Here is a 14183-nt window from a genome sequence, read left to right on the forward strand (position 1 = left end):
AGGATGCGCTGAAATGTGCTACCATGATAAAAAAACAATCAAAAAGAATGAGCGGAACAAACAGGCAAATTTTTTTGTCTACTATCTACTGATCATGAGGAGGGGTCCCTATAAAAACGATGATTGATGTCAAACATTTGAGCAAGACCTATGGAAATAAAGGCAATCACGCCAAAGTCTTGGATAATCTTTCTTTTAGGGTTGAAGAGGGCGAATTTGTAGGAGTTATGGGGCCTAGTGGCGCAGGGAAAACCACTCTGTTGAACATTCTTGCAACGATTAGCCTACCAACTATCGGTAGTGTTCAAATTGATGGACGCGATATTACACGGATGAAAGAGGATCAATTAAATTCGTTTAGAAGAAAAGAGTTAGGCTTTATTTTCCAAGAATTTAATTTATTAGACACCCTAACCAATAGAGACAATATTGTGTTGCCGCTAGCCGTGAATCGGATTCCCACAGAGGAAATTAATCAGCGAATTCAAAAGGTCTGCGAAATTTTGAACGTGACGGCTGTTTTAGATAAATATCCAGATGAAATTTCTGTCGGTCAGCGTCAACGTATTGCGGCTGCCCGAGCGCTTGTAACTAGGCCAAGTGTTATCTTTGCCGATGAGCCCACGGGATCGTTGGATTCAAAAGCAGCAACAGAATTGCTCCACTATCTATCGGAGATTAATCTACAAGAAGATACGACGATTGTTATGGTGACTCACGATCCTTATACAGCGAGCTTTTGCAATCGTATCTTATTTATTAAAGATGGGGCAATTTTTTCAGAGGTTGTTCGTAAAGGGAGCCGCCAAGACTTCTTCAATAAAGTCATCGATATGCAAGCAGCAATTGGTGGAGGTGGCAAGCTGAATGGTTTATAAATTAGCCGCGCGCAGTTTTTTCCGACAACTACAAGTCTATTTTGGCTATTTTGTAAGTATGGCTATCGCGGTGATGATTTATTATTCATTCAGTGCGATGACTTATGACCAGCCGTTGTTGCGCCGGGCCAGTCAAGATGTGCGGATTGAAAGCTTCTTACGAATGGGTAGTGTTATGGTGATTCTCGTCATTTTGTTTTTTATGGTGAGTGCCAACCGTTTTTTTGTTAATAAACGCTACAAAGAGGTTGGTCTGTATCGACTTTTTGGGATGAGTAAATTACGAATATCTGCACTCTTTTTTTGTGAAACGATGGTTTTGGGCAGTATCTCCTTAATTGTGGGTGTCTTTTTTGGGGTGGTATTCTCTAAGTTGTTTTCGATGATTTTAGTGAAGGCAATGGACTTATCAGTCGGCAGCGACTTTTTTATTTCTTGGCCCTCCATCTCAAATACGATTGTGGTCTTTTTCTTTATCTTACTACTGGTTTCAATTAGAAGTACCTTAATGATTTTTCAATATCAGCTAAATGGATTTTTTAAACGAAAAAGCCGGTCATTAACAAAAAAAGTTCGAGTGACCGGCTGGACGTTTCTATTTGGCTTTTTGGGTGTGGTGATGATGGGCGCCGGATATGGCCTATCAACATACATCCGTCATGTCTTACCGAAAATGATTCTCTTAACAGATAGCTACGGTTGGATTCTTGGGATGCCGTTTCTGATTTTTCTGTTATGTGTGATAGGGACGTATCTGTTTTTTGGTCAAACGATGAAAGTCATCTATTATTTGGCCGGTTCTTGGAGAAATCGCGCGTACAAAGATTTGCATGTGCTCTCTTTAGGGAATGCAAAGGTTCATTTGGCCAAAAACTGGCGGATGATGGCGTGGGTAGCAATTATTTTAGGTATCTCGTTGGCCTCAATTGGGGGGACGGCCTTTTTTGTTTCAGTGGCAATGAAGACTATCCAAATTGATAACCCTGCTTCCTTTCAAGTTCGCTCAGAGGATGTCGGCAGGGTTAAACAGGTTCTTGCTGAGAACCAATCCCCAATTTTAGCTGAAGTGTCGTTGACCTATAAGGCTGTTGCTGCAGAAGTGACGACCTCGCTAGGAGATGAGAGCGACACGTATGTCACGGTTTCTAACTTGATTTCAGAAGAAGAGTATCAATCATTTAAACAAATCAATCCCAAGTTGCCAGAGGTTTCTTTGGTCGATGAAAAGCATGTGGTGATTTTGGATAGTTTGAAGACGATCCTTAATGGATTTGAACAATACGGGTCGGACATCCTCTTTTCGGGAAATATTGCGGCTGTTTACCAGAAGAGTCAGCCGGATTATTTAGGCGACTCGTTACTTCGATATATGGGGGGCGCAGGCATGACTTGTGTTGTTTCAGATGAAGTCTTTAATCAAGCAGAAGGCCTTGTCTACCAAGTGGATTCAATCAATATTTCAGCAAAAGATGAGGAGCGATTGGGCAAAGAATTGGATGGTCAATTGACACAAACCTGGGGCAACGAAATTGTCTCTAGCTATCGTGCCAGTCAATCAGGCTTAGTTGGCTCAATTAAACCTGTAACCAAAAACGGTCAGGAAGAAGAGTTGAGTTACTTACGCTTAAATCTGAGTAACCGGCATCCAAATATCCGTGCAGCAAGACGGCAGATGGGGATTTTGGTTTATGTAGCTGTGTTTATCGGTATGATTTGTATGATTGCGACCGGAAGTATCTTGATGCTTCGCCAATTTTCAGAAGCGAGTTCAGAGCGTGAAAATTATCGTTTATTAAAGAAGATGGGGATTCCAAGAAAACAATTAAACCATTTTATCTATCAAGAAAATGCGCGCGTTTTTTTTACACCGATGATTATCGGGTTTTTGCATGCCTATTTTGCTATCCGATTTTTCAGCGAGCTGGTGTCTGAAGCTAGTTATTGGTTAGCCTATCTTTTCTGTGGATTACTCGTGATTGTCTATAGTTTCTTTTATGTCTTAACTATTTTACTTTATGGCAAGATTGTTGAAAAATAAATAGGCCAATTATTCGATAAGGATTGTCACTAGGAGTCATGTCAGAACTCCTTAAAAGCGTGTAGGGGAATCTGTGAACTTTAATTTATAGGCGAGCGACTCTGGAGTCATCGGAGTACAATGGAGCTGACGAGCCGAAATAGAACCACATGATTCAAATAAAAGAACCCGATAACACTTATCATTCTTTGAGGAGCATGATATACTTTTTAAGAGAAGAAAGGAGTTTTTTCGATGAATAAAAAAGAGGAAAATTTACTAATTGAGTTAACAAGCGCTAGAGGCGTTCCTGGAAATGAAGAAGAGGTTCGCGAAGTCTTTAAAAAATATGCACAACCATACGCAGAAGATATCTTTTTCGATGGTCTAGGTAGTGTAATTGCTAAACATTCTGGGACAGGAGGCGGACCTAAAATCTTTATTTCAGGTCACATGGATGAAGTTGGGTTTATGGTTACCAAAATTACGGACAAAGGCTTTATCGAATTTCAAACGCTTGGCGGTTGGTGGGGACAAGTGATGTTGGCCCAACAAGTAGAGATTAAAACGCAAGAGGGTAAAATTATCCATGGGGTGATTGGATCGAAACCACCACACGTTTTGACACCGGCTGTTCGTAATAAACCATACGACATCAAGGATATGTTTATCGATATTGGTGCCTCAAGTGCAGATGAAGCAAAAGGTTGGGGCCTTCGCCCAGGCGATATGGTGACGCCTTATATCGAATATAAACGTCTGAATGATAGCAAATTCTTGTTAGCAAAAGCGTGGGATAATCGAATTGGAACAGCTGTTTCTTTACGTGTGTTAGAAAACTTATCAAAAGAAGAACATCCAAATGTCTTGTTTGCTGGAAGCGATGTGCAAGAAGAAGTTGGTTTACGCGGTGCAAGAACGAGTACCCATTTAGTTAATCCAGATGTTGCCTTGGCTTTGGATACAGGAACAGCAGGGGATACTCCTGGAATGACAGCAAAAGAAGCAGATTCCGTTTTAGGAGAAGGACCGCAAATTCTTATTTTTGACGCATCAATGATCCCTCATAAAAAATTATTGAACTTTGTGATTCGTGTGGCTGAAGAATTAGAGATTCCGTTCCAATACACCGTGATTACAGGCGGTGGAACAGACGCGGGGCAAATGCATTTAACGCGTGATGGGGTTCCTTCAGTAGCCATTACCGTACCGGTTCGTTATCTGCACTCTCATACGTCAGTTATTCATGAAGACGATTATTTTAATACAGTCAAATTAGTCACAGAAGTGGTTCGCCGATTGGATAGAGAAACAGTCGAAGAACTTAGAAGTTACTAGAAAGAACATAAGGAGAAAAAATGAAAGTTAGTATTTCAGAATATAAAAGAAGAGCGAAAGAAGCTCTAGCAGGTCAATGGGGCGTAAACGCGGGCGTTTTCTTTATGATTGGTTTGACAACAGTCATTGTGACATCAATTGTTACCAGCCTTTCAAATTATCCACCAGAGTCGCCACAAAATGAGATCTTCAATTGGATGATTTCAATTTTCATATTATTTGCTTTTACTTATGGCAGTTATTATGTAGGTTTGTTTGTTATCCGTGGTGGACGTGCCAATATTGGTCAAATTTTTAGTGTCTTTCAAAGTAAATATTATTTTCCATTATTATTAATCAATTTGCTTGAAACAGTTGTCCAATTAATTATTGGTTTCATTTTATTGATTCCAGTCTTTTTAATCGCAGGGGCGTCAATCTATGCTGCAATTACTATTTCTACTCAATCAGCTTATACACAAATTAAAGCATTTGATTCTATGATGAATGGTGTGAGTATCGGTTTGGTTGTTGTTGCAGTACTATTTTTTATCGTGGTCGCTATTGTAACTTATTTAATCTCAGCTGTATTCCGGTTCACTGTTCTAGCAAAAATGGACTTTCCACACCTTACAATCATTGAAGCCCTTCGTTATGCATGGTTGTTATTAAAAGATCGCATGGGACAATATTTATTGCTACAACTGTCATTTATCGGCTGGTATATTCTAGGGACAATCTGCTTAGTTGTTGGTGTTTTTTGGGTGATGGCTTATCAAAACGTCTGCACTTCAGCTTTTTATGATGAGGCACGTCAGCAAAAAGGCAACCCACAAGAATTATCAATTGGCAGATAGGTCGATAAAACAAGAACAAAAGTAAGCCCGAAGTAAACTTTATTAGTGAGTAATTGAAGGGCAACACAAATAGCCTGGTTTCTCCAATTTTTTTGGCAGAAATCAAGCTATTTTTTACTTTTTCGTTTCTTTGCGAGACAATCTTTTACAAGTAGTCTGCATAGAATCCGACCAAGGCAAAAATTCATAAAGAATTTCTGGATTCTCAAGGAACGGTTTATTCAGTAGCTGTCGGAAAAGCTACGTCAGGTAATCTTTGGAGTTTAAGTCGTTCGCCTTTGCTGTTGCGACAAGACTCAAGTAGATGGCATTGGCCTGTCCACTTGACTGAAGCCAGTTCTTTCTTCCCAGCGTTAGTGGCCTAGCATCACATAAAAGAGCTGGTGATTTTGATTATCTATCGAACGGCAGTGGCTACTGGTCTCGACCTGATTCGGTATATAGAATCCCTATTTGATCGTGTGCCAAATATGGAAACTGTATCAGATGAAGGGTTGGATGTCTTACTTTCCTAAAAAACAGACGTTCAAGCGTTATGTACAACCCACGTACAAATAGACCAAATAACCTAATCTTAGTATAAGGCTTGGGCTATTTGGCGTTTAGGTACTATTTTATTAGTCACTTACGTTAAAAGAGTTCTGCAACCTATTTTTTTAATAAAAATAGGCTGGATCATATACTTTTTTTCAACATATGATCTAGCCTATTTAATTTAACTGAATACTTGCATGGTAGAAAGAGACGCACGACACCTTTCTATTAGGTAGCAATAATAATACAGGAAAACTACTCTTCCTTTTCTTCCACTATTTCAGATATAGTTTCATTCAATATCTCTAAATCCTCAATTTCAATAGGATTTTCTTGTAATTCTGCCAAAGAATCATCTGAAACTATTTCTGTATCGGGTCTTTCATACAATTCTGTTTCATCATTTTTATCAAATCTTGTTAAGTAGTCTGCCATTATCTGATAAAAATCTTCCTCTAAACCCAATTCATTACCGGGAACTTTTATTAAGTAAAGAGCAACTTCATCCCCAGGAAACGAATTTTTAACACCGTTAATATTTACAACGACCTCTTCTGACAGCTCCTCTTGACTAAGCGTTGGAGCTTCTGGTGCTCTTTTTTCAAGAAACCCAAGTTCTTCTTTAGTAATTAAACCTCCTGGCTCATAAATGGTAATTTCTTTTCCAACCAACTCTTCACTATTATGTAAAGCAGTCCTAACATGAACAACTATCTTGGTGAAAGGAGCTCCATTTTCATATTCATGAAATACAAAGGGTTCAGCTGACATCACAACTCCTTCAATGCCAATTTCTGTTAAGTCTTCTACATCCTCCATAGTATTCACTTCAACCATAGCTAGTGAAGTTGTAGTTATTTTTTCTTTAGCTTCATACTCTTTACTCATTGTTATCCCATACTCTTTTAACTCTTTTAATTGTTTGGAACTAATGCTTTGATTCTTATCTATATTTTTTACTGTATTTCCACCATCATTTCTAAGTAATACTTTTTCAGTCTTTGCTTTATTCACCCCACAGCCAGTCAAGATTAATATCGTAATCAATAATATTATTTTTTTCATAAATAACCACCCTTTATTTATATAGCCTATTAATCCCTTTAAAATCATTTAAAGTAGGACCCTTAGACATTGTATCCGCATACATCCATCTCATTACTGTTCCACCATTAGGGAAAGTATCATTATGAGCTAATCCAAGTACATGACCTATCTCGTGAACCATAGTCCCTTTTTGTTTTGTACTATTTGCTGCCTGATATAAATTAGTTACCTCAATTTTACACCAATCCCAATTATTTCTTTCAGGAACTACGCTTTGACCTTTCCAAGTGAACCAGGTTGTTTCCGCACCAATTCCTGGTCTTCCAGAAACCTTATGTATATCAAGAATACATCCATATTGTTGAGCTGAATTATAAAACATAAGCGGTGTCCATGCACCCGTTCCATTACTATAATTCCACATATACATCGCATCTGTTACAGGTTTCTTTTTGGCGCTAGTATTAAAATAGCTAGACATCCAATAGTATCTTGGATTGTTTCCATAATTACCTATTCCACCCGTCATCTTTTTCCCATAAAGTACATACTCTGCAGCATATGCAGTACGCATATTAAAAAATAAACCGCTAACTATAGTTGCTATAAAAACAACAACAACCATTTTTTTAAAATTCAAAATATTCTTCATTTTCCAACCTCCTACCTAAAAAATAAGATCATAAACACTTTACAAATTTACTTCTAACTCCTTTCTGCTAAAATAAACTACCTAATAAAACCATTAAATTACATATGTTTTTTAATTGACTTAATGATACCACAAACCGCAAAAAATGTTAGCGTTTTCTTTTCGTGTGGCTAAATTTTATCTATTTAAAATATTTGGTCACAGTTCAAATACTTTGGCAGATTGTATAATGAACTTAGCCACTTGGTAAAATAAAAAAAGCCATTGCAAATTTTCATGTATTATTGAAGTTCCCACACTATCAATAAAGGATGAATTTACAATGACGCAAAGTACCTAAATAACGAGGAACGGATAAAAATTGAGGCTTGGAGGCAGCTTGAGCCTTCTGTGTTTAAGCGAGAGATTGCTCGTCTTTTAGGTCGTGTACCTCAAACCATTTATACCGAAATCAAAGAAGGATTTGCGTGCAAAAAAAGTATATAATCTAGCCTATTTAATTTTGAGAACAGTAGCTTTATTTGTAGTCATCATGAGTAAAAACAAGACTACCACAAACGCTGATTTTAAAGGATTTTAAAGTAAATTGTTCCTCATTCTGAATTCATATGAAAACATGGGAATCTTATCGAGCAGAAGCAGAAAAAGCAAGGAGAGAAGGAGACTCTGAAAAAGAATTAAGGATATTAAAGAGATTGATTCATCAGTTAGCTTGGACAAACGACTATTGGCGAGAAATCGCTGATTTTGTATATTACAACAAGTTAAATAGTATAGTGAAACATACCTCGGATAGTTTTCAGTTAATCTATATGATCCCCGTTTTTAGAGCACAATTTGCGGATTTGTTTAAATAATTTAAGATAGCGATATTTAAGGAAACACAATGTTGCGATGAAGATTTAAATAAAATTAATGGTAAGGACAGGACATCAATCATACTAATATTTTATGTGTTAATATGTATCAAAAAAGTGTTCTCTAGGGTTAGATTTGTTACTGAAAAGGTTTTACTTTTTTTAAAATGAAGGAATAAAATAGAACAAACATACTTGAGATAGAGGCGGCGAGAAAAAAAGCCCGAAAGTAAGACAGGTCTTTGGTGTGATTTTCTTTTTTGTGATACGATGTTTATATGGAAAGGAGAGGTTTGATGAAATTAACAGTACTTGGTTGTTTAGGTGCCTACCCTTATAATGGACAAGGGACGACGGGGTATTTATTAGAATCGGGAGACTACCGTTTATTGGTCGACGCTGGTAGTACAACGTTAGTGAATTTGGAAAAACATATTGATCCATTGACCTTGGATGCAGTTATTTTAAGTCATTATCATCATGACCATATTGCAGACTTGGGTGTTTTGCAATACTATTTTCAATTATTTCCAACAGAAGAAAAGAAACCAATTTTGCCTATTTATGGGCATACAGAAGATGAACGGCACTTTTTAGAGTTGACCTTAGAAAATGTCAGTCAAGGGTATCCTTATCTTGGATCAGATGAGCTAGTGTTAGGGCCGTTTACGATCACCTTTATGAAAACGATTCATCCTGTTCCTTGTTATGCGATGCGTTTTGTGGAGAAGGCGACGGGAAAAGTGTTTGTCTTCACAGGAGATTCGGGTTATTTAGAAAGTTTTGTGCCGTTTGCTAAAGATGCAGACTTATTTTTAGCAGATACGTATTTGTTTGAAGGAAATGAACGACACAAAGCCCATTTTACTTCAAAAGAATCTGGTGAGATAGCAAAAGCAGCCGGTGTTAAAAAGCTCGTGCTGACTCATTTGCCACAGCTGGGTGATTTGAACCAATTAAGAGATGAAGCGGTCGCTGCAGCAGGTCCTGAGATTTTTGTAGAGCTTGCTGAGCCAAATAAACAATTTATTATTTAGGAGGAATTTTTGTGATTTTTGTACCTAATGAAAATAATGATCCACGAGTAAACCTGGCTATTGAAACGTATTTGTTAAAAGAATTCCCATTAGATGAGCCGATTTTGTTGTTCTATATTAATGAGCCTTCAATTATTATCGGCCGTAACCAAAATACTATCGAAGAAATTAATGTTGATTATGTAGAAGAGCATGGCATTCATGTGGTTCGTCGTTTAAGTGGTGGGGGAGCTGTGTATCATGACTACGGGAATTTAAACTTTAGCTTTATTATGCCAGATGATGGGAATTCTTTCCGTGACTTTGCGAAGTTAACCAAACCAATCATTCAAGCTTTACATGAATTAGGAATTGATGGGGCACAATTAAAAGGTCGCAATGATTTGGTCATCAATGATATGAAATTCTCAGGAAATGCGATGTATGCGACTAGCGGAAGAATGTTTGCGCACGGCACTATTATGTTTGATAGCGATGTGAACGAAGTCGTAAATGCCTTAAAGGTTCGTAAAGATAAGATCGAATCAAAAGGAATCAAATCAATTCGTTCACGTGTCACCAACATCAAACCTTTCTTGCCTAAAGAAAAGCAAGGAATGACAACAAAAGAATTCCGTCAAGATATCTTGTTGAAAATCTTTGGTGTCGATTCTGTTGATGAGGTGAAAACTTATGAGTTAACAGATAAAGATTGGGTTGAGATCAATAAAATTTCTGATGAATATTATCGTAATTGGGACTGGAATTACGGAAAATCACCTGAGTTTGATATTGAAAGACGCCACCGTTTCCCCATTGGTTCCATTGAAATTCGTCTAAATGTGTCAAATGGTGAAATTGTTGAAGCCAAAATCTTCGGAGACTTCTTTGGTTTGGGTGAAATCTCTGACGTTGAAAAAGCCTTGGTTGGTGTAAAATATGAGAAAAACGCGATTAACGAAGCGGTCAAAGGAATCGATGTAAAAAAATACTTCGGTAATATCGAAGTAGAAGACTTAGCTGAGTTAATCTATTAATAAAGGCGCTACATCAAATGATAGGGATTGCTAGAATGTAATCAACTATTAAACCAAATAAAGAAGGTTACGGGAGCCGCATAGATAGCTTTCGTAACTTTTTTTCTATTTAGAGGTTGACAGATTGGAACTTGTTTGTAAAAGATAGGCAACAAAGGCCATGTATAAAAGGTAATATTGAATGAATTATTGGTTGTGATACAATGATGACAAAACGAAAAGAGGTAGTCAGATATGTCGAAAGTTATTTTATATATTCATGGAAAAGGAGGCCATGCTTCTGAAGCCGAGAATTACAAGGAAGCATTCAGTGGGTTTGATATCGTTGGTTTTGACTATGATGAGTATCTACCATGGATTATTGAAGGCAACATAAAAGGTTTTTATGATGAATTAAAGAGTCAATATGATTGTGTCTATGTGTTAGCTAATAGTATAGGGGCCTATCTAGCCATGTATGCGTTGCAAAATAAAAATGTAGAACGAGCTTTTTTTATTTCGCCTATCTTAGACATGGGTCGGCTAATTACAGATATGATGGACTGGGCTAACATAACGGAGTTTAAGTTGCATGAGAAAAAAGAAATCATTACTGATTTTGGAGAAGTTTTGTCATGGGATTATTTGCAATTTACAAGAGAGAATCCGCTTGACTGGCTAGTTCAAACCGAAATTCTTTATGCGGAAAAAGACCATCTGACGTCTCCAAAAACAATTGCTCAATTTGTGGCGGAACATAAAAATGCACGGGTCACTACCATGACAAATGGCGAGCATTGGTTCCATACAGAGGAACAATTACGATTTCTAAATGATTGGTTAAAAGAGGTTGTTTAGCGTGGAAATGACCGTCTCCCTTTGTCTAGTATGTATAAAACAAGTAGCTTGCGATTATTTATGTTGAAGGACCCCTTTCAACTTCTAGAAAAGGTACTTCTATTTTTTAATTCTTTTTCTTTATACAGTTTGTCGAAATCTCGTGCGCGTTTTCCTTCAACGAGAAACAAAATTACAGAAGTAAGAACGATCAGCATAAAGAGAAAGCTAAATAATGGGAAATTAAAGATGAGTGAATAGAATAAAGTAACCAGATAAAAAAACATCATGACATTGATTGCATAATCAATCCTTCTTTTCCTAAAAAGTTTTTTGTTCTCCCTCTCATAGTGTTCTTTCATCGACTCAACTCACTTTAAAATTAATTTTGTTATCGATAGCTTACCATCACCAAACGATGATGTAAAGATAACAAGAATTTTTGGCGGATAAGAACGCTAGCTTGAATTTATAGGAAGTTTTTGAAGATATAAGAAAATTTTAGGACACGAAACCCAATTATTTTTTTAATAACTGCGTTTCCTTATTGAAAGAAAGGCGCACTCTTCGTATAATGGATAAGGAAATGAGGGGAAAGTATGCGTAATGAGATGATGCATCGTCCAGTAGTGAAACCTGAACTATTGGATTTTATGAGAAATGAACAAAAAAAATTACCAGGAGAATTAGGCAAGCTAGAAGAAGAAGCACATGTAGATGGCATACCAGTTATTCCGCATGAGACTGTTGTTTTTCTACAATTCTTTTTAGGTCAAATAAAGCCCAAAAACATATTAGAAATTGGGGCAGCAATCGGATTTTCATCAAGTGTCATGGCACAATATGTCGGCGATTCTGGTCAAGTTACAACAATTGACCGATTCGATGTTATGATCCGCAAAGCAAAAAAAAACTATGCGCGTTTAGGTTTAGAAGACAAAGTTACCTTACTCGAGGGACAGGCTGCAGAAGTATTGCCAACACTAACGGGTCCATATGATTTTATTTTCATGGATAGTGCAAAATCAAAATATATCGAGTTTTTACCAGAATGTTTACGCCTTTTACGTAAAGGCGGGGTCTTGATGGTCGATGACGTTTTCCAAGCAGGAACAATTCTTGATCCTATCGAAGAAATTCCTCGCAGTCAACGAACAATTCACCGCAAGCTCAATCAATTTTTACAAACAGTCATGCAGCATCCAGGCTTGACTTCAACTCTATTACCTTTGGGTGACGGCGTTATTTTAATGACGAAAGAAGAAGACGAGATTGATTTGTCGGAGTCTTTGAATGAAGAATAGTAGAGCATTTGTTTGAGAATCGATTGGTGGAATAATCAGCTATCTTAACTGCAGAACTAGAACAACAATCTAATGTCCATGGCTATTTGCCTGCTCTAGTTCTTTATTTTGTTAATTTGCTATCAAATTAACAATCCACACAGCAAAGCATCGTGTAAACTGTTGTGAAGAGTGAGCTCTTTCAAATTTTTCTTGTTTCTCGAAAAAAGATGTGCTATCATAAAAGTGCTTTCAAAAGAAAAAGTAAATATTAGTACAAAATGGCATAGTCATTGTTTGATTAGATAAAAACAAGCTAGACCCATTTGTCAGCTGATGTTCGTGGCGACTAGACCCACGTTTATTTAGTTGTACAAATGGGCCTTTTTCATTTTTACAAAAAGGGGAGACGGAATATGGGCTTAAAAAAAGATTTTTTATGGGGCGGTGCAACAGCCGCAAATCAAGTAGAGGGTGGATACAACCAAGGCGGGCGTGGCTTAGCGAATGTTGATTTGCTTCCTTATGGGAAGGATCGTGAAGCGGTAATGGCTGGAGAGTTGTCGATGCTTACTTTTGATGAAGAGCATTATTATCCGGCGCAGATGGGGATTGATATGTATCATCATTACAAAGAAGACATTGCCTTGTTTGCCGAGATGGGCTTTAAGGTTTATCGTTTTTCAATTGCTTGGACACGAATTTTTCCGTTGGGAGATGAGGAAAAACCGAATGAAGAGGGTTTACGTTTTTATGAGCAGCTGATTGATGAGTGTTTAAAATATGGAATTAAACCGCTAGTCACTATTTGCCACTTCGATTGCCCTATCCATTTGGTGAAAAGATATGGTGGCTGGAAAAATCGGAAAATGATTGATTTTTATCTGAATTATGCAGAGACGTTGTTTGAACGCTTTAAAGGAAAGGTAGTTCATTGGATTACCTTTAACGAGATAAATATGTTGTTGCATGCGCCTTTTATGGCAGCGGGATTGGTGTTTGAGGAAGGAGAAAATCGAGAACAAGTCAAATATACTGCCGCTCATTACGAGTTAGTTGCTAGTGCTCTAGCGACGAAACGAGGCAAGGAAATAGATGACCAAAACTTGATTGGCTGTATGTTAGCAGCTGGAGAAAATTATCCTAACACACCGAATCCAGAAGATGTGATGGCAGCAAAATTAATTGATCGAGAAAGCTTCTTTTTTACAGATGTTCAAGTTCGTGGTTATTATCCAGCATACGCATTAAAAGAATTAGAGATGAAGAATATTCGGTTGGATATTACAGAAGAGGATAAACAACTACTGAAGAATCACACAGTCGATTATCTAGCTTTTTCTTACTATTCGTCCTCTGTTGCCAGTGCAGATCCACAAGTGAATGAATTACGTGAGGGGAATCTGTTTCCAACGTTAAAAAATCCGTATTTAAAAGCGAGTGAATGGGGGTGGCAAATTGATCCCCTGGGTCTACGAATTACTATGAATACCTTATATGATCGTTATCAGTGCCCGTTATTTATTGTTGAAAATGGGTTGGGTGCGATCGATGTCAAAACAGCAGACGACCAGATAGACGATAGTTATCGGATTGATTATTTGAATCAGCATATAAAGGAAATGATGGCGGCAGTTGAGCTGGATGGTATCGAATTACTCGGGTTTACCGCATGGGGGTGTATCGATTTGGTCAGTGCGAGTACAGGAGAAATGAAAAAACGTTATGGCTTTATTTATGTAGATGCTCAAAATGAGGGGCAAGGAACCTTTAAGCGTTTTAAGAAAAAGTCATTTGATTGGTATCGACAGGTGATTGCAAGTAATGGAGAATGTCTGAAATAATAAGGATGTTGGTTTGTAATTAGTAGAA

At 37.4% G+C, this 14183-nt stretch carries 14 protein-coding genes; 12 read left to right on the forward strand and 2 right to left on the reverse strand.

Annotated features, from left to right (window positions below):
* Positions 1-110 precede the first annotated feature (110 nt).
* The 5 genes from IGI37_RS04850 to IGI37_RS04870 all read left to right on the forward strand — a co-directional run bounded on the left by IGI37_RS04850 (position 111) and on the right by IGI37_RS04870 (position 5584).
* Complete coding sequence (locus tag IGI37_RS04850) at positions 111-878, forward strand: ABC transporter ATP-binding protein (RefSeq protein ID WP_438763585.1); 768 nt, start codon at positions 111-113, stop codon at positions 876-878.
* Positions 868-2916, forward strand: coding sequence for an FtsX-like permease family protein (locus IGI37_RS04855; protein WP_438760311.1), 2049 nt, complete (start codon positions 868-870; stop codon positions 2914-2916). The genes IGI37_RS04850 and IGI37_RS04855 overlap by 11 nt, the downstream gene beginning before the upstream one ends.
* Before the next feature lie 234 nt (positions 2917-3150).
* On the forward strand, positions 3151-4233 hold the full coding sequence (locus IGI37_RS04860; protein WP_438760312.1) for a M42 family metallopeptidase: 1083 nt from the start codon (positions 3151-3153) through the stop codon (positions 4231-4233).
* Positions 4234-4253: 20 nt separating this feature from the next.
* Positions 4254-5069 carry a DUF975 family protein gene (locus IGI37_RS04865; protein ID WP_438760313.1) on the forward strand — a complete coding sequence of 272 codons (816 nt, stop codon included), beginning with the start codon at positions 4254-4256 and terminating at the stop codon, positions 5067-5069.
* Between the two features lie 389 nt (positions 5070-5458).
* Complete coding sequence (locus IGI37_RS04870) at positions 5459-5584, forward strand: hypothetical protein (protein WP_438760314.1); 126 nt, start codon at positions 5459-5461, stop codon at positions 5582-5584.
* A gap of 274 nt (positions 5585-5858) precedes the next feature.
* Here IGI37_RS04870 and IGI37_RS04875 read toward each other — a convergent pair whose 3' ends face one another.
* Together IGI37_RS04875 and IGI37_RS04880 are read right to left on the reverse strand one after the other, a co-directional pair.
* Complete coding sequence (locus tag IGI37_RS04875; RefSeq protein ID WP_438760315.1) at positions 5859-6668, reverse strand: hypothetical protein; 810 nt, start codon at positions 6666-6668, stop codon at positions 5859-5861.
* A 13-nt stretch (positions 6669-6681) separates the two neighbouring features.
* The gene (locus IGI37_RS04880) at positions 6682-7302 is read right to left on the reverse strand and encodes a matrixin family metalloprotease (RefSeq protein ID WP_438760316.1); all 621 of its coding nucleotides are present in this window, start codon (positions 7300-7302) and stop codon (positions 6682-6684) included.
* A gap of 315 nt (positions 7303-7617) precedes the next feature.
* Here IGI37_RS04880 and IGI37_RS04885 point away from each other — a divergent pair, with 315 nt between their 5' ends.
* The 7 genes from IGI37_RS04885 (at position 7618) to IGI37_RS04915 (ending at position 14155) form a co-directional block, all read left to right on the forward strand.
* Positions 7618-7788, forward strand: a complete 171-nt coding sequence (locus tag IGI37_RS04885) for a helix-turn-helix domain-containing protein (RefSeq protein ID WP_438763586.1) — start codon at positions 7618-7620, stop codon at positions 7786-7788.
* 122 nt (positions 7789-7910) lie between these two features.
* Positions 7911-8159: a hypothetical protein gene (locus IGI37_RS04890; RefSeq protein WP_438760317.1), complete on the forward strand. Its 249-nt coding sequence runs from the start codon at positions 7911-7913 to the stop codon at positions 8157-8159.
* A 296-nt stretch (positions 8160-8455) separates the two neighbouring features.
* Positions 8456-9196, forward strand: a complete 741-nt coding sequence (locus IGI37_RS04895; RefSeq protein ID WP_438760318.1) for an MBL fold metallo-hydrolase — start codon at positions 8456-8458, stop codon at positions 9194-9196.
* A gap of 11 nt (positions 9197-9207) precedes the next feature.
* Positions 9208-10212 carry a lipoate--protein ligase gene (locus IGI37_RS04900; RefSeq protein ID WP_438760319.1) on the forward strand — a complete coding sequence of 335 codons (1005 nt, stop codon included), beginning with the start codon at positions 9208-9210 and terminating at the stop codon, positions 10210-10212.
* Between the two features lie 234 nt (positions 10213-10446).
* Positions 10447-11049: an alpha/beta hydrolase gene (locus tag IGI37_RS04905; RefSeq protein ID WP_438760320.1), complete on the forward strand. Its 603-nt coding sequence runs from the start codon at positions 10447-10449 to the stop codon at positions 11047-11049.
* A 578-nt stretch (positions 11050-11627) separates the two neighbouring features.
* Positions 11628-12332 carry an O-methyltransferase gene (locus tag IGI37_RS04910; protein WP_438760321.1) on the forward strand — a complete coding sequence of 235 codons (705 nt, stop codon included), beginning with the start codon at positions 11628-11630 and terminating at the stop codon, positions 12330-12332.
* A 395-nt stretch (positions 12333-12727) separates the two neighbouring features.
* Positions 12728-14155, forward strand: a complete 1428-nt coding sequence (locus tag IGI37_RS04915) for a 6-phospho-beta-glucosidase (protein ID WP_438760322.1) — start codon at positions 12728-12730, stop codon at positions 14153-14155.
* Positions 14156-14183 lie beyond the last annotated feature (28 nt).

This window comes from Enterococcus sp. AZ194 (genome assembly GCF_051713825.1).
Taxonomy (GTDB): domain Bacteria; phylum Bacillota; class Bacilli; order Lactobacillales; family Enterococcaceae; genus Enterococcus_K.

Bases quoted from the DNA above. Each gene is read 5' to 3' on its own strand.
- IGI37_RS04855 (WP_438760311.1), top strand. From the start codon at position 868: ATGGTTTATAAATTAGCCGCGCGCAGTTTTTTCCGACAACTACAAGTC.
- IGI37_RS04860 (WP_438760312.1), top strand. From the start codon at position 3,151: ATGAATAAAAAAGAGGAAAATTTACTAATTGAGTTAACAAGCGCTAGA.
- IGI37_RS04865 (WP_438760313.1), top strand. From the start codon at position 4,254: ATGAAAGTTAGTATTTCAGAATATAAAAGAAGAGCGAAAGAAGCTCTA.
- IGI37_RS04875 (WP_438760315.1), bottom strand. From the start codon at position 6,668: ATGAAAAAAATAATATTATTGATTACGATATTAATCTTGACTGGCTGT.
- IGI37_RS04880 (WP_438760316.1), bottom strand. From the start codon at position 7,302: ATGAAGAATATTTTGAATTTTAAAAAAATGGTTGTTGTTGTTTTTATA.
- IGI37_RS04890 (WP_438760317.1), top strand. From the start codon at position 7,911: ATGAAAACATGGGAATCTTATCGAGCAGAAGCAGAAAAAGCAAGGAGA.
- IGI37_RS04895 (WP_438760318.1), top strand. From the start codon at position 8,456: ATGAAATTAACAGTACTTGGTTGTTTAGGTGCCTACCCTTATAATGGA.
- IGI37_RS04905 (WP_438760320.1), top strand. From the start codon at position 10,447: ATGTCGAAAGTTATTTTATATATTCATGGAAAAGGAGGCCATGCTTCT.
- IGI37_RS04910 (WP_438760321.1), top strand. From the start codon at position 11,628: ATGCGTAATGAGATGATGCATCGTCCAGTAGTGAAACCTGAACTATTG.
- IGI37_RS04915 (WP_438760322.1), top strand. From the start codon at position 12,728: ATGGGCTTAAAAAAAGATTTTTTATGGGGCGGTGCAACAGCCGCAAAT.